Source organism: Nonomuraea sp. CX421, from assembly GCF_059358955.1.
Genome location: NZ_JCADBK010000008.1, coordinates 201,407 through 216,756, shown reverse-complemented (window position 1 = coordinate 216,756; position 15,350 = coordinate 201,407). Strand labels below are relative to the sequence as shown.

The following is a 15,350-nucleotide window of genomic DNA, read 5'->3' as shown; positions in this document are numbered from 1 at the left end:
GGCCTCGGAGCAGCCGCACACGCATGATCGTGTACGGCGCGCCGGCAGGTCTTCGGACTCGTGGGCGTGTCCCTCACGCCTACTGGCCGTCGCTTCCCGGGCCTCGTGGCCCAGTGCGTCTGACGGCGGTCGTTCCCACTCACCGCTGCGGGGCAGTCCCGGATTCTCACCAGGTTCCCTCTTGCCTCGGCCGCCTGGAAAGGCGGCCGAACCGGCTGCAGCAGACACCATATATAGGGGGCGATCAAAAGTCACACCCAACATGTCGTACCGAGGCCGACTCCGCGGGAGGTCGTCCGGCTCGCCAGGCCGAAGCCGGACCGGTGCCCCGGCCAGAGCCGCGCGCGGCGGGCCGCTAGCCCGAGACGCCGTTGTAGCCCGCGTGGAAGCCGATCTGCCGCCGCAGGTAGGCGGCCGCCCTCGGGCTCCGTTCGCGCAGCGGCCCGATCAGCTGGGCCGACTCGCGCTCCAGGCGCGCCATCGCGTCGGTCACCTCCGCGCGGTCGACGCCGAGCATGAGCACGTTGAGGTCGCCCCAGGAGACGTCCCTGCGGTAGGAGGCGAGGTCACCGAGGAGATGCAGGTAGCGCTGCACGTGCGCGCTCACCGGGCGCAGCTCGGTCAGGTGCCGCCTGGCCCAGTCGTCACCCGCGTAGATCCAGTGCGACAGGTCCACGAAGCACGACCCGCGGCTGTCGGCGTTGTCCAGGTAGCCCTCCAGCGAGGGCGCCCGCCGGGTGTCGCGCCACACCCACGCCCGGGTCATCGCGCTCAGCATGGCGTCCAGCTGGTCTCGCCAGAGCTCCTTCAGGTCCTCGAACTCCTTGACCCGGTCGAGCTCGTCGCGCAGGTCGGCGAGGAACCTGGTGACCGCCGCCCTGGGCACCGCCCCGTCGGCGACCGCCAGGCACTCGCGCACCAGGGCGTTGACCTCGCCGCGCCTGGTGAAGGTGTGGTCGATCAGCCGGTCGACGGCCAGCACCCAGATCGCGGCCCTGTTGGCCACCTTGAGCCCCTCGGCGCTGGTCCACGGCGAGGTGAACGCGCCGGCCAGGGACATCCCGGTGTAGAAGTCGGTGTCGAAGGCCGCCGCCGGGAACAGCCCGGTGTACATCTGGGCGCAACGCCGCAGATCTCTGCCGCATTCGGCGGCCAGCGCGCAGGTCCTGCCGAGCTCGAACGCCACGTCCAGCTCGTCGTCCGGCATCTAGAGCCGCTCGATCAGCACGCGGATCATGGGCGACGACCCCCACTGTCCGGATGAGTGTCCCATTGTAGGGAAGTCTCACATGATCAACGGCGTCCGATCAAGGCGCTGGACGGCCTCATCGTCAAATCTGCCGAGGCCGGAGACCTCCCCTGCTGGGGTGGAGGGGAACACCTCAGCCTGCCCCGATGGCGACGAAGGAGACGTCGTCTCCGCGGGCGGCCGCGAGCGCCTCGGCCAGGGTGAGCCCCCGCCGCAGCCCCTCGTGCAGTCCCACCATCACCGGCACCGCGGCCTCGTCGTTGACCGGGACGACGCTCGCCACGATGCCGGCCGTGCCCAGCCGGAGCAGCGCGGTGGCCAGGCCGAGCACCTCGTCGGCCCCGACGGGGGCCATCTGCCCGGAGTCGCAGCTCGACAGCACCAGCCGGTGCGGCGCCCGGCCCAGGCCCTCCAGGTCGTGCGCGGTCAGCGGCCCGTCGTCGACCAGCAGGGAGGAGAACAGCGGGCTGTCGGCGCGGAACGTCCCGTGCGCGGCCAGGTGGGCCAGCCGGCAGCCGTCGACGGCCGACAGCACGGCGCGGGCCGTCGCCGAGCCACCGCCCAGCACCGTGGCCTCGTCGTACAGGGCGGCGATGGCGCGCACCTCGCCGTCGGCGGCGGCCATGCCGGGACCGCGCACCAGCACGACGGCGCCGTCCTCGGGCTGGACCGCCGCACGCGCGCGCAACCAGGCGGCGGCCGACGGCGCGACGTCGAACACCCGGCGGCGCAGGGACGACAGCAACGCCCAGGGCGCGCCGTGCAGGATGCCGGGCGGCACGATGACGACCGGCCCGTCGCCCAGCCGGGCGGCCACCGGCCCCAGGACGCTCGCATCGAGGCGGCGGCCCAGCTCGCCCAGCTCCTGTCGGTCCGGCTCACGCTGGTAGGCCAGGCGGCGCAGCCTCGACCGGGCGAACTCGATCTCGGCGACGGCCGCCGCCACCGGGCCCACCTCGAACCTGCGGACCCGGCCGCCGCCGCACAGCAGCGCGTGCAGGACGCCGTCGACCACGACCAGCTCCACAAGCCGCGCCCCGGCGCGCGGGTCGTCGCCGAGCGCCGCCAGGATCAGGCCGGCGTCCGGCGCGACCGCGCCACGGCCGTACGGGCCGCGCACGCGCAGGGTGAGCTCGCGGACCTGCGCCTCCAGCCGTTCGCGATCCCGTTCGAGGGTGGCCGCCGGCGCCGCGCCGTCGGAGCGGGCCCGGTCGAGCAGGTGGTCGGTCTCGCGCAGCGCGGCCAGGCGGGCGAACAGTTCGGGATCCTCGGGCGGGCGGACGGCCGGCACCGCCAGCGCGGTCGCCCGCCACCGCTCGGTCCAGGCGAGCAGCTCGCGGGCGCCGCCGGAGCGCACCCAGTGGCGCTGCGCGAGCCTGGCCAGCTCCGCGCCCTGCGCGGTGGCCCGGGCCCGCAGCTCGGCGGAGCCAAAGGTGAGCCAGTGCTCCTCGATCAGCGCCAGCCCAGCGCGGCAGGCGTGCAGCAGCCGCCGCGGCCGGCCCGCCGCCCGCGCGCGCAGCGCCTCGGCGAGCCAGCCGGCCGCCCGCGACGCGGCGGGGCCGCGGTGCCGTGCCCTGGCGGCGACGCCCAGGTGGTGGTCGGCCGCGCGCCGGTCGCCCAGCACCAGCGCGGCGCGGCCGGCGAGCAGGTGGGCCTGCCACACCTCGGGCGAGCCGAGCTCGGCCAGCCGGCCGGCCAACCGGCGGGCCGCGGTCAGCAACGCCGGCGACGCCGCGCCCTCGGCCAGCGCGGCCTGCACCAGGATGAGCCGGGCGTGCTCGGTCCACCAGGCGCGCCGCTGCCCGCCGAACAGCCGGCGGGCCTCGTCGGCGCGCTGCCGGGCGGCGCCCGGATCGCCGGCGAGCAGCGCGGCCCGGGCGGCGATGAGCAGCAGCTCGGCCCGCATCGTGGCCTGGCCGCGCAGCCGCGTCAGACGCAGCAGCGCCTGGTCGGCCCGCTCCAGCGCGTCCCTGGCCAGCCCGGCGGCCATCAGCACCGCGCACCGGTCGGCGGCCAGGTCGAACATGGGCGTGCCGAGCTCACGGAAGCGCCGGTCCGCCTCGTCGAGCAGCTCCAGCGCCGCGGGCAGGTCTCCGGACCTGAAGGCGGCCACGCCGCGGTTCTGCACCGCGACGACCGAGTCGTGCTCCTGGTCGGTGGTGGCGAACATGTCCTGCGCGGTGCCGAAGTCGGCGTCGGCGAGGCGTACCGAGCCCAGGGCCAGGTGGACGTGGCCGCGCAGGGTGAGCGCGCGGGCCGCCCAGACGGTGTCGCGCGCCCGCGTCAGGGCGGGGACCGCCACCCGGAGGTCGTCGAGCGCGTCGCGGTGCCGGCCGAGGATCCACCGCGCGCCCGCCCGCCGGAACAACACCCGGGCCCGCGTGGCGCCGCCGGAGGTCGCGACGGCGTCGTCGAGCGCCGCCAGCCCCCGCCGGGTGCGCCCCCGGTGCAGCAGCGCGATGCCGAGCGTGGCCAGCACGTCGGCCTCGCGGTCGGGCGAGCCGGCCTGCCGCGCCAGCCGGATCGCCTGCCGCAGCTCGCCGATCGCGGCGTCCAGGTCGCCGAACTCCCGGTGCAGGATGCCCAGCGCCTGCCGGGCGATCGACGACTCGTACGGTCCGCGCCCGTCGGCCAGCATGGCCCGCGCGGCGCGCAGAGCCTCCTGAGGGCGTGCGAACACCATGGCCAGCACATCGTGCGGGTCGCCCGGAATCCCGGAATCCCTCGCCGTTCCCCCAGGCACGGACCGATCGTAGAGGCGAGGGGTGCCCGCGTCCATGCGCCGGCCCTGTCAGGAGGGACCGGCGGGCCAGGCCAGGCGGGGTGCGGCCGGCCGAGGTCGGGCCGGCCGCACCGGGCGGGCTGTATCAGGCGGGCGCCACCTGGCTCATACAGGCAGGACCCGCGCACTTCCCCAAGGAGGACGACTCGGATGAGCACACCGGACACCCACCCGGATCCCCGGTTCTGGAAGCAGCTGGAGCTGGTGAACGAGGCGCTGCCGGAGGAAGCGCGCGCCGCGGCCGGCCCCGAGGGCGCCGAACCGGGCTCCCCGGTCGCGCCCCGCTACGCCTACCTCACCGGCCACATCCTGGTCAGGGCGGCCGACGTGTCCCGCGCCATCGAGATCGCCGAGCGGAGCCAGCCGCAGGAGGGGAACGTCCGCGTCGCCTGGCCGTCGGAGGAGGCCCAGGACCGGGTCACCGTCCGCCGGCTCGCCCTCGGCCGCCGGAACGTCTTCCGTGCCCTGGAGGCGCTGGAGCGGGAGAAGGTCCACGCCACCCTGGTCCACCTGGTGTCGGTCAGCGGGGTCAACCTCTGCCCGGGCGACGAGCCGACGCCGGCCGCGGCTCCACCCACCCCGCCGAGCGGCCCGCGTGCCCACGGAGCCGGCGTCACCGTCACCGTCCTGGACACCGGACTCGTCCACGACTACCTGACCCACACCTGGCTGGACGCCAGCGCCGGCACGCCGAACATCCCCATGGTCGACGGCGACGTCACCACCCCCGCCCAGGAACTCGAACTGGACGGCACGATCAGGCCGTACACGGGCCACGGCACGTTCATCGCGGGCGTCGTGCGCCGCGTGGCGCCGGCCACAGACGTCCGCGTCCACAACACCTTCCCGTACGCCGGCGCGGTGCCGGAGGACGAGCTGGGCCTGGCCATCCTGCGCACGCTCGACACCCACGGCTGGCCGGACATCATCTCGCTGTCGGCCGGGGCGTCGACCGAGCGGACCCAGGCGCTGCTCGGCCTCGCCGACTTCGTCACCGAGCTGGCCGGCCACCCCGGCACGGTCCTGGTGGCCGCCGCGGGCAACGACGGCGTGACCGACCCGTTCTGGCCGGCGGCGCTCGCGGACGAGCCGGTGAACGCGAGCGGCGACGTGGTCGTGTCGGTCGGGGCGCTGCGCGAGGACGGGCAGGGCCGGGCCTGCTTCAGCAACCACGGCGGCTGGGTGAAGGTCTACGCGCCCGGCGAGCGGCTGGTCAACGCCTACACCTCGGGCGACTACCTGTACGACTACCCGGCGAGCGCGCTCTGCCGCTTTCACGCGCCCGCCCTCTACCCGGGCTGCACCTGCCTCGCGCCCTTCTCCGTCGGCGACAAGGAGAGCTTCACCGGCCTGGCCCGGTGGAGCGGCACGTCGTTCGCCACGCCGATCATCGCCGGCGTCCTCGCGGCCCGCATGTCGCAGGCCCAGGTGACCTCCCGGCAGGCGGCCCGGGATCTGGTGGACGGCGTGCTCGCCGTGCCCGATCTGAGCGGCCTGCTGTGATGAGTCACCCATCCCCTGTCCTGGAGCGTCTCACGAAATATCATGAGCACTTCGCTCCAGCAGAGGGAAGGATCGCCGTGGACGACACCGGAGCCCTCGTCAGGGCAGCCGCGGATGGCGACGCCGGAGCCTGGAAAGAGCTCTACCACCGGCACACCGGGCTGGTGTGGTCGGTGGCCCGCTCCTACCTGCCGAACGACTCCGACGCCCAGGACGTCTGCCAGACGACGTGGTTCCGGCTCGCCGAGCACCTCACCCGGCTGAGAGAGCCGGAGAAGGTCGGCTCCTGGCTGGCGAGCACGGCCCGCCACGAGGCGCTGCGCGTCGTCCGCACCAGCGGCCGGTCCATGCCGGTGAGCGACGTGGCACTGCTGGGGCTCGACATCGACGAGCGCAGCCCCGAGCTGCTGGTGCTGGAGGCCGAGGAGGCGGGCGCCGAACGGCAGCGCGCCCAGCAGGTGTGGGACGCCTTCCAGGAGCTGCCGGATCGCTGCCGGCGGCTGCTGCGGGTGCTCATCTCCTCTCCTCGGCCCTCCTACCAGGAGATCGCGGCGGGGCTGGACCTCGCCGTGGGCAGCGTGGGCCCGATCAGGGCGCGCTGCCTCAAGAAGCTGGGCGAGCTGATCGCGCGCCGCGGAGTGACCGGGATTCCCAGGTGAGGGCCATGGACGACGACGGTTTCGAGCTGGAAGAAGAGCTGCGCGAGATCGCCCTGCTGCTGGATCCGGTGCCCGCCGAGCTGTTCGACGACGCCATGCGGGCGTTCACGCTCCGGACCCTTGAGGGCGAGCTGGCCGAGCTGACGTTCGACTCCTGGGATGAGCTGACCGCGACCCGGGTGCGGGGCGGCGACCGTCCCCGGCTGCTCACCTTCGAGACCGGCGGGGTGGTCGTGGAGGTGGAGATCTCGGGCTCGCGGCTGGTGGGCCGGGTGCTGCGCGGCACGTCGGTGGAGATCGGGGTCCAGCGGCCCGAGGGCGAGACCCGGGTGCGCTCCGACGACCTCGGCCGCTTCACCGCCGAGTCGCCGGGCACCGGCCCGCTGCGGCTGCGCGTCATCTGCGAGGAGGGGTCCACCGTGACCACGTCGTGGATCCGCGTCTGACCGGACCGGCCCGCGTGCGAGGACGCCGCGCCGGTCCCCTCCTCCGGCGCGGCGCCGGCTCGCGGTCCTGACCGTACGAGGTCAGGGGGCGTCTCCCAGGGCGGCCAGCCTGGAGGCGAGCGCGACCCGGGAGCCGATGCCGAGTTTCGTGTAGATCTTGCCGATGTGGTATTCGACGGTCTTGACGCTGATGAGCAGTTCGCGGGCGATCTGCCGGTTGGTCCGGCCGTCGGCCACCAGCCTGGCCGTGCTGAACTCCTGGGGCGTCAGCCCCAGCCGCACGGTGCCCGACGGCTCCAGGCCGCACGCCTCCAGCTCCTGCGCGCAGCCCGCCACCAGCGGGTGGGCGCCGAGCCGGACGAAGACCTCCCGCGCGGCGCGTAACCGCTCCGCCGCCGCGCGCCGCCGCCCGGTGCGGCGCAGCAGCCTGCCGAGGTCGAGCAGAACGCGCCCCTCCTCCAGCGGGTCGCGGCCCTCGGCGGCGAGCCCGAGCGCGTGCTCGAAACTCGCCTCGGCCTCGGCCGGCGCGTTCCGCGCCGCCAGCAGCAGCCCCCGCAACCGGGCCTGGCGCGCCTGCCCGGCCACGCCGGCGAGCCCGGCCAGCTCCTGCTCCGCCTCGCCCAGGCGGCCCTCGGCGACCAGCAGCTCGACGAGCCGCGGCCGCGGGTCGGGCACGAACGGGTCGCCGGTCGCGGCGGCCGCGTGCGGCGTCACCGCCGGCTCGTCCCCGCCTTCCAGCAGCGCCATCGCGACGTCCGCCGCCGCCTCTCCCATGGCGTGCCGCATCTCGCGGGCGGCGGCGCGGGCGGCGGTCGCGTGGGCCAGGGCCCGCTCGTGCTCACCCCGCGCGACCAGCGGCGCCACGCACACCGCCTCCAGGCAGGGCAGCAGCCAGCGCTGGCCGAGTTCCCTCGCCTCGGCCAGCACCCGCTCCCCCCGCGCGACCGCGTCCGCCCACCGCCCGTCGCGGTACTCGGCGACGGCCAGCAGCGCGCCGGCCAGCAGCCGGTGGTGCGGCAACCCGGCCCGCTCCTCCGCCGTGACGGCCCGGGCCAGCAGGGCGGACGCGGCCCCCGCGTCGTCGCCTCGCAGGCACCGGACCGCCCCGGCGAGCCCGCCGGACGGCCCGCCCTGGGCCGCCGGCACGTCCCGCGACCTGCCCGCCGCGACCGGCGGGGCCGGCAGGGCCGGCGCGTCGTGGGGCCGCCCCTGGAGGGGCTCCCCGCTCAGCGCCAGCACGTCGTACGGCCGGCCGGCCGGCCCCTGGATGGGCTGCTCGATCGCCAGCCGGGCCCAGCTCGCCGCGGCCTGCCGATCTCCCCGGACCAGGTGCAGCCAGGCCAGCTGCTCGGCGGTGTCGGCGGCGAAGCCGGGAGCCCGGTCACGCCACGCCTCGGCCAGCGACTCGGCCGCCTCGTCGAAGCGGCCGGCGGCCAGGGCGAGCCGCCCCAGCACGTAGCGGCGCTCTGGCCGGGGGTCGGGGCCGGCCGCCGCGGCCAGCTCGTCGGCGCGGACGACGTCGCCGCCGAGCAGCACGTGCTCCAGCACCGCGGTGCGCAGCTCGTCCCGGGTGGTGGCCGGCTCCGACAGCCCGGCCGCCAGCTCCAGGTGGGCCGCCGCCTCCAGCCACAGGCCGTGCTGAGCCTCCTTGGCCGCGAACCCCACGAGCTCCTCGGCCAGCGTCTCGTCGGGGCCGTCAGCGGCGGCCGCCCGGTGGCGCAGGGCCGTGCCGGTGTCCTCGACGACCCGGGCGGCGGCCAGGTGCAGGCGTGCGCGGGCCCCCGCGCCGAGCATCCCGTACGCGGCCGCCCTGGCGAGTGGATCGCGGAACGCGACCGTCCGGCCGGGCCGCTCCTCCAGCACCCCGGCGTTCACCCCGCCTTCGAGCGCGTCCAGCGCCTCCACCCGGGCGACGCCTCCTCCGGCCTCGGGAGCCGTCGCCGGCCAGGCGGCGGCGCCCGAGGAAGCCGTCGCCGGGTCACCCGCCGGCGGCGTTTCGGCCTCGTAGGCGGGGAGCCGGCTGTCCAGGGCGGCGGCGACGGCGGCGGCGACGTGGAGGTCGCAGGGGTCGCCGAGCACGGCGCAGGCGGCGATCAGCGCCCTGGTGCGAGCGTCGCCGGCGCGCAGGCGGCGGGCGAAGGGGCGGGCGAAGGTGCCAGGGGCCGGCAGCCGTACGCCCGGATCCGCCAGCCGCCGCGCCGTGTGGGTGGCGAGCAGGGCGCGGGCGTGCAGCGGGTTGCCCGAGGTGTGCTCGCGCAGCCGTGCGGCGGCCCGCTCGGTCAGCGGCCCGGCCGCCGGCTCCCCGGCGCCGGCCGGGACCTGGTCTGCCAGTCGGGCCAGGTCCGCGGCCGTCAGGCCGGCCAGGGTGAGGCGCAGGGCCTCGCCGCCGGTCAGGAGCCGCCGCAGCCCCTGCGGCAGCCACTCGTCCGCGAGGTCGCGGCAGGAGACCAGGGCGAGCACGCGTCCGGCGCGCAGGCGGCGCAGCGCGAAGGCGAGCGCCTGCAGGGAGGGACGGTCGGCCCACTGGGCGTCGTCCAGCACGACGACCACGGGCCGCGCGGCCTGGAGCCGTTCGAGCTCGTCGAACACGGCTTGGCCGACACTCCACGGATCATCCTGCGCGACCTCCCCCAGGAGTTGCCGCACCACCCCGAAGCGGAGCCGCCGCTCCTCTTCGTCCCCGCTGGCGGCGAGCACCTGGACCCCCACGGTCTCCCCGAATTCCCGCCGCCCCGCGCTCTCCTCGGTCGAGCCGTCCGCCGCACTCCCGCAACTCCCGCAACCCGCGTCCCCGCAGCCCATGTTCCTCCCGGCCGTGCCCCCGCAGACCGCCCGGTCGCCCGCAGCCTCCGCGAGCGCGTGACGCAGCAGCGCCGTCTTGCCGATCCCCTCCGGCCCCTCGATCGCGATCGTGCGCGCGAGGCCGCCCCCGGCGGCGCGCAGCGCCCCCCGCACCAGGGCCAGCTCCACCGCCCTTCCGACGAACATCGCCTCTCCCTCCGTCGCCCTCGACTTCCCAGAGCACGAAAGGGGAAATTTGATACACCTCGCCGACCAGATGGCGGGCCGCACGCTCCGAGGGCGGCCCTCGCGACGTCCTCGGAGATCAGAAGGCGCGCCCCCGGCCTGGTTCGGCGCCGAAGGCGTGTCCCGAGACGGTAGACCACCGGCCCGGGCATGGCCTCAGGGTCCGCATCGGTGATGTCCCTAGTCACAGAGACCGTACAAACATGGTGATCTACGGCAGAATGCGAGTGACCGCTAGCTGTGAGGGCTCATGCCGCGCGACTACTACGCCACCGTCGCCCAGGTTCTGCCGGTGCTGTTGCTGGCCATGCTGTGGGAGTCGCGCTTCCTCGAAGGGCTGGCCGACCGGCCGCGCGTGTCGCGCAGGCTGGATCCGGTGGGGGGCGTGCGGTTCTGGACCCGGCCGAGGGTGCGCGTCTACTCGCTGTCCGTGGCCACGATCGTGATGCTCGACGTGGGCCTGTGCCTGCTCGTGCTCGGCGGCCTGGTGCCGGACTCGGTCGCGCTCCGCGCCCTGGTCGCGGCCGGGCTGCTGCTGGTGCTGGGCACACTGCTGACCCGGATCTGGATCGACGTCATCAGGGCCACCGCCGACCGGCCCCGCGAATAGACCTGTCCACACGGTCAAGGGCGGTTGAAGTACGAACAAAAATGGGGACCTATGAACATGTGCTCCCATATCTCGTCGGAGTCCACGGGGTCCGCAACTACTCGTACTTCCGCCGGACAGGGTCGGCGGCCGAGGCCGCGGCGTCGGCCGGCCGCGACTGGACGTGCTGGCTGGGCGGGACGCCCGTCACCGTCGGCTACTACGCCCACCACCTGCGCCGGGGCGCCCACCAGGGCGCCGACGACGTCGACACGCTCGACGACTTCGCCGCCGGTCTGCTGATCGACTGGGTGGACCGGCTGCGCCCCGCGCCGCAGACCGCGCAGGGCGACCGTACGGCCAGGGCCCGCGCCGCGGCCGACTGGCTCACCCGCAGGTACGGCAGGACGGTCCGCGCGTTCGCCACCGCGTTCGTCCGGGAGGTCGGCGTCTACCTGAAGAGTCCCGGCGGGAAGCGGCGGCTGGCGGCCCGCAACGCGGTGGGCGCGGCCATCGCGGCGGGCTCCGGGCACGAGCGGGTCGTCGTGGTGGCCCACTCGCTGGGCAGCGTGGTGACCTACGAGGCGCTGTGGGCCGCGCCCGAGCTGCGCGTGGACCTGCTCGTCACCCTGGGGAGTCCGCTCGGCATGCCCGGCGTGGTGTTCGACCGGCTGGATCCCCCGCCGGACGACCGGGGCGCGCGGCCGCCGGGGGTGCGGCGCTGGGTCAATCTGTCCGATGTGGGCGATCTGGTGGCGGTGCCCCGGACGGGCCTCGGCGGCAGCTTCGACGGCGTGGACGCCGAGGTGACCGACCTGCGGATCGCGGGCTGGGACTTCCACACGGCGCAGAGCTACTTACGCTGTCCCGACGTCACCCGGCACCTCGGCCTGTAGGCGGCACGGTGCCTCAGACCATCCGGCGCCGCGCGCTGTGCCTGAGCGTCCCGGAGGCGCGGGGCCGGGAGCCGCTGGAGTTCGCCGGCACGCTCGCGGCCCGGATGGCCGGCGTGCTGCGGCGCTTCGGCTTCGACTGCGCGACCCCGGCCCCCGCCACGGCGGCTGAGCTGGGTGAGGCGGTCTTCGCGGAGATCGAGGCCTGCGGGCCGGACGACCTGCTGGTCGTGGCGATCGTCGGTCACGGGGAGCTGACCCGGACGGGCGACCTGCACGTGGTGGGTCCCGACGGCGCGGCGCCCCGCCAAACGCGGGTGGTGGACTGGGTCAAGGAGGCGGAGAACCCGGCGGACGGGCCCCGGGTGCTGTTCCTGGTCGACGTGTGCCACGCCGGGACGGCCGCCCGGTCCCCGCACCAGCTGACCCTGGAGACGCCGGCCCGCACGACCGTGCTCGCCGCCTGCGCCCCCCGCAACGCCGCGTTCGACGGCCTGTTCACCCGGGCCGCCGCGAGCGTCCTGGACGAGATGAGCCGCGGGCTGCGGCACATCCCGCCCGCCAACGAGTACATCTCGCTGTCCACCCTGCACGCCGACATCCGGGACCAGCTCGACCGGCTGATCACGGAGCTGGACGCCGCCCCGCAGGAGATGATGTCCAGCCTGGTGGAGTTCAGGTCGGCCGCCGATGTGCCGCCGTTCTTCCGCAACCCCGACTACGACCCCGACCGGGCCGCGGCGACCGAGCAGGCGGCCGACCGCGCGTTCGGCGGGTTCCTCGCCGAGGTCGCGGCCATCGACCCCAGACACTACGAGCGGCGGGCCGCCGGCCACGACCGGTCGGCGCAGGCGGGCTGCTTCACCGGCCGGGCCGAGGAGCTGGCCGCGCTGGCGGCGTGGCTCGACGGGGCGGGCGACGGGCCGCTGCGCGTGGTGACCGGCAGCCCCGGCACCGGCAAGTCGGCGCTGCTCGGCGTGCTGGCCTGCGCCGCGCATCCGGAGCTGCGCCGCCGTACGGAGCGGATCTGGACGCGGGCCGCCCACCGTCCGGCGGAGAACGCCCGGCTGGCCATCGCGCACGCCCGGCAGCTGGGCACCGGTGAGATCCTCGCCGCCCTCGCGGCCCAGCTCCGGCTGCCCACGCCGCGGACCCCCTGGACCCGCGAGTCGTTCGGCGAGGCGCTGGAGGACCGGCCCACCCTCCTGGTGGACGCGCTGGACGAGGCGAGCCGCCCGGCCGAGCTCGCCGCCGACCTGCTGGACCTGGTGCGGCGGGGGCGGTGCCGGCTGCTGGCGGGAATGCGGCCGTGGCCGGAGTTCGCGGCGCTGCGACGGGCGGCCGAGGACGCGGGCGGGCTCGTGGACCTCGACGACGAGGACCGGGCCGAGGTCCAGCGGAACATCCGCCAGTACGTCGAGGCGGTCCTGGAGCTGACGGAGCCGTACAACTCGGTCCGGTACGTGCCCGCGCGCCGCGCCTACGCACGGGCCGTCGCCGAGACCCTGGCGGCCGACCCGCCGAAGGACGCCGACCGGTGGGGCGAGTTCCTGGTCGCGGGGCTGTGCACGCACCGGTTCGCGGCGCGGCGGGTGCCGGTCGCGGACGCGGTCGTGGCCCGGTCGCTCGGCCTCGGCACGCCGCGCACCCTGCCCGAGGTGATGGACCTCGACCTGACCGACCGGCCGGAGGTGGGCGCCGTCCTCACCGCCGTGGCCCACGCCCGGGGCGACGGCATGCCGGTGGAGGTCGTACGCGCCCTGGGCCCGCTGTCCGGCCCGGCCATGGCCGAGGCGGAGGTACGGGCCGCCCTGTCGGCCGCGCGCTTCTACCTGCGGCAGAGCGTCGAGGAGGACGGCACGACCGTCCTGTACCGGCTGTTCCACCAGGGTCTCATCGATCACCTGCGGGCCTCGGGCCGCGACGCGGAGATCCTGGATCTGCTCGCGCCGGCCGGGCCGGAGATGGACTGGGCGGCGGCCCCGGCGTACGTGCGGCGGCACGCCGTCCACCACGCCGACGGCGCCTCGCGGATCGCCGAGCTGCTGGCCCGGCCGGAGTTCCTGGTGCACACCGACCCGGTGACGACGCTGCCGGTGCTGGCGGCGCTGCCGGACCCGCCGGTCGGCGCGCACGTCTACCGCGCCTCGGCGGCCCGCCACGCGGTGGCCGGGCCGGGTGTCCGGCGTCAGATCCTGGCCGTGGACGCCGCCCGGTTCGGCGAGCACGCGATGGCGGCCGAGCTGACCCGGGGCAGCGGCTGGGCGCCGGCCTGGGCCACCGGCATCGCGGTGAGCCCGGCGCTGCGGATGACCATCGCGGCCGGGGGCACCCGGCACACCCTCGACACCTTCGTGCTGGACGGCCGCCCCGTCCTGGCGATCAGCTGCGACGAGGGGCCGGTCCGGCTGTGGGATCTGGAGACCGGCCACCCGACGGGCCCGCCGGACGGCTTCGGCGACGAGGTGACCGTCGTGCGGGCCGTCCCGTGGGCGGGCCGCACGACCCTGGTGACCGGGCACGGCGACGGCGCGATCCGGGTCTGGGAACCGGCGACCGGCGAGCGGATCAAGGCGTCCGCGCCCCGCCACGCCGGGCGGATCTCCGCGCTGGCCGTCGCCGAGATCGGCGACGTGAGCCCGGTGGTAAGCGCTGCGGTGAGCCGGGTGGTGAGCGCCGTGGTGAGCGTGGGGACGGACGGCCACTGCCGGCTCTGGACGCCGGGCGCGGAGATCGGCGAGGTGAGCGCGGGAGCGGACGACCACCGCCGGGTCGGGGCGCCGGAGGCCGGCCCGCCGCTGACCGGCGCTCTCGGCCCCCGGGGCTCGGTGGCCTGCGCCACGGTCAACGGCCCGGTCGCCGTCACGACGGACAGCGAGGGCACGGCCCGGCTCTGGTCGCTGGAGACGGGGCGGTCACTGGGCATCCTGCGGGTGGCCGGCGCGCCGTTCGCGGAGGTCACCTGTGTCGGCGCGGCCGGTGCGGCGCACGCGGTGCTGCGGACGCGCGACGGCCGCCTGTGGGCGTGGAACCTGGTCGACGGCGACCAGCGGGCGCTGCCGGGGCCCGGCGCCTGCGCCGCGCTGCCCGCGCCCGGCCCCGAGGCCGACTTCGCGGGCGACGACACGGGCGCGCTCCACTCGGTGGACCTGGGGCTGGGCCGGCCGGCCTGGAACGTGGCCGCGCACGCGGGCCCGGTGACCGCGCTGGCCCGCACCCGGATCGCGGCCCGGCCGGTGATCGTCAGCGCCGGCCGCGACGGGCGGGTCCGCCTGTGGAACGCCGACGTGGCGTCCGCGTCGCCGGACCGCGGCTGGGCGCCCATCACGGGGCTGGCGACCGGCGAAGGCGTGCTCGCCGCGCTCACCGGCGGCGTGCTGCACCTGTACGCCTCCGCGACCGGGATGCCGCTCGGCCGGCACGCCGTGCGCCCCCGGTCCGGGCTGGCCTCGGCGGCGGACGGCCGGCACGTGATCTCGTACGCTCCCCCGGGCCCCCTGACGCTGTGGACCGGGGCCGGACGGACCGGCTTCCAGCGCACCGAGCCGACCGCCGAGCCGGCCCCCGAGCCGGCCGGAGGCCCGGAGATCCTGGCCTCCGGCCGGCTCGGCGAGACCGGTGTCCTGGCCTGCGGGTCGCGCACGCGCGGCGTCGTGCGGATCGTCAGCGTGGCGACCGGGCTCCGCCTGTCCACGCACGAGATCGGCCGGGCGCCCATCCGGGATCTCGACGTCCACACGATGGGCAACCGGACCTGCCTGATCGTGGTGGACGAGTCGGGCACGGCCTGGGTCGTCGACCTGGCCAGCGGCAACCCGGTGCCGCACCGGCTGAGCGGGGCCGGCGGGGTGCGCGCGGCGCGGGGCGTGCGGGTGGACGACCGGCATCTCGTGGTCACCGTCGCCGACGACGGGTCGGTCCGCGGCTGGGACCTGCGCAACGCCGCCCCGCTGTACCGGGCCGCCGAACGGCACGAGTCGGCCGCCACCGGCCTGGCGTGCGCCGCGTTCGGCGGCCGGCCGGTGGCGATCACCGGCTCCGAGGACGCCACGCTGGCGTTCTGGGATCTGCGGACCTGGCGGCGCACCGGCTGCTACGCGCTGCCCGAGGCGGCGCAGCGGGTGATCGTCACCCCGGACGGCAACGTCGCCGTCGCCATGCGCGCCGAACTCGTCGTACTCCATTACCGATTTTGACCACCT

Annotated in this window: 9 protein-coding genes and 1 riboswitch; of the genes, 6 read left to right on the top strand and 3 right to left on the bottom strand. The window is 76.1% G+C overall.

The genetic code is table 11. The annotated features are described in order from the left end of the window. Nucleotides 1–25: 25 nt before the first annotated feature. Nucleotides 26–231: riboswitch (cobalamin riboswitch) on the bottom strand. A 124-nt stretch (nt 232–355) separates the two neighbouring features. Beyond that, nucleotides 356–1,207, bottom strand: a complete 852-nt coding sequence (locus AC5L3X_RS17575) for a terpene synthase family protein (RefSeq protein WP_494858040.1) — start codon at nt 1,205–1,207, stop codon at nt 356–358. A 175-nt stretch (nt 1,208–1,382) separates the two neighbouring features. After that, on the bottom strand, nt 1,383–3,992 hold the full coding sequence (locus AC5L3X_RS17570; RefSeq protein ID WP_494858038.1) for a CHAT domain-containing protein: 2,610 nt from the start codon (nt 3,990–3,992) through the stop codon (nt 1,383–1,385). Between the two features lie 189 nt (nt 3,993–4,181). Here AC5L3X_RS17570 and AC5L3X_RS17565 point away from each other — a divergent pair, with 189 nt between their 5' ends. From AC5L3X_RS17565 to AC5L3X_RS17555, 3 genes are all read left to right on the top strand, one after another. Then, nucleotides 4,182–5,534: a S8/S53 family peptidase gene (locus tag AC5L3X_RS17565; RefSeq protein WP_494858036.1), complete on the top strand. Its 1,353-nt coding sequence runs from the start codon at nt 4,182–4,184 to the stop codon at nt 5,532–5,534. Between the two features lie 77 nt (nt 5,535–5,611). Next, nucleotides 5,612–6,193: an RNA polymerase sigma factor gene (locus AC5L3X_RS17560; RefSeq protein ID WP_189128423.1), complete on the top strand. Its 582-nt coding sequence runs from the start codon at nt 5,612–5,614 to the stop codon at nt 6,191–6,193. 5 nt (nt 6,194–6,198) lie between these two features. Beyond that, nucleotides 6,199–6,639, top strand: a complete 441-nt coding sequence (locus AC5L3X_RS17555) for a hypothetical protein (protein ID WP_494858034.1) — start codon at nt 6,199–6,201, stop codon at nt 6,637–6,639. Between the two features lie 81 nt (nt 6,640–6,720). Here the strand turns inward: AC5L3X_RS17555 and AC5L3X_RS17550 are convergent, their stop codons facing one another. Further along, entirely contained in the window at nt 6,721–9,627 is a 2,907-nt protein-coding gene (locus AC5L3X_RS17550; RefSeq protein WP_494858032.1) for a helix-turn-helix transcriptional regulator, read from the bottom strand. A gap of 289 nt (nt 9,628–9,916) precedes the next feature. On the opposite strand from AC5L3X_RS17550, the gene AC5L3X_RS17545 reads away from it, so the two are divergent. The 3 genes from AC5L3X_RS17545 to AC5L3X_RS17535 are packed head-to-tail and all read left to right on the top strand — an operon-like array spanning nt 9,917 to nt 15,344. Further along, entirely contained in the window at nt 9,917–10,276 is a 360-nt protein-coding gene (locus AC5L3X_RS17545) for a hypothetical protein (RefSeq protein WP_494858030.1), read from the top strand. 59 nt (nt 10,277–10,335) lie between these two features. After that, nucleotides 10,336–11,151 carry a lipase family protein gene (locus tag AC5L3X_RS17540; protein WP_494858028.1) on the top strand — a complete coding sequence of 272 codons (816 nt, stop codon included), beginning with the start codon at nt 10,336–10,338 and terminating at the stop codon, nt 11,149–11,151. Nucleotides 11,152–11,159: 8 nt separating this feature from the next. Continuing rightward, entirely contained in the window at nt 11,160–15,344 is a 4,185-nt protein-coding gene (locus AC5L3X_RS17535; RefSeq protein ID WP_494858027.1) for an AAA family ATPase, read from the top strand. Nucleotides 15,345–15,350: the final 6 nt, after the last annotated feature.

What these genes read in the sequence shown, in the direction of transcription:
- AC5L3X_RS17555 (WP_494858034.1), top strand. Translation starts at nt 6,199, where the DNA reads ATGGACGACGACGGTTTCGAGCTGGAAGAAGAGCTGCGCGAGATCGCC.
- AC5L3X_RS17550 (WP_494858032.1), bottom strand. Translation starts at nt 9,627, where the DNA reads ATGTTCGTCGGAAGGGCGGTGGAGCTGGCCCTGGTGCGGGGGGCGCTG.
- AC5L3X_RS17565 (WP_494858036.1), top strand. Translation starts at nt 4,182, where the DNA reads ATGAGCACACCGGACACCCACCCGGATCCCCGGTTCTGGAAGCAGCTG.
- AC5L3X_RS17575 (WP_494858040.1), bottom strand. Translation starts at nt 1,207, where the DNA reads ATGCCGGACGACGAGCTGGACGTGGCGTTCGAGCTCGGCAGGACCTGC.
- AC5L3X_RS17545 (WP_494858030.1), top strand. Translation starts at nt 9,917, where the DNA reads ATGCCGCGCGACTACTACGCCACCGTCGCCCAGGTTCTGCCGGTGCTG.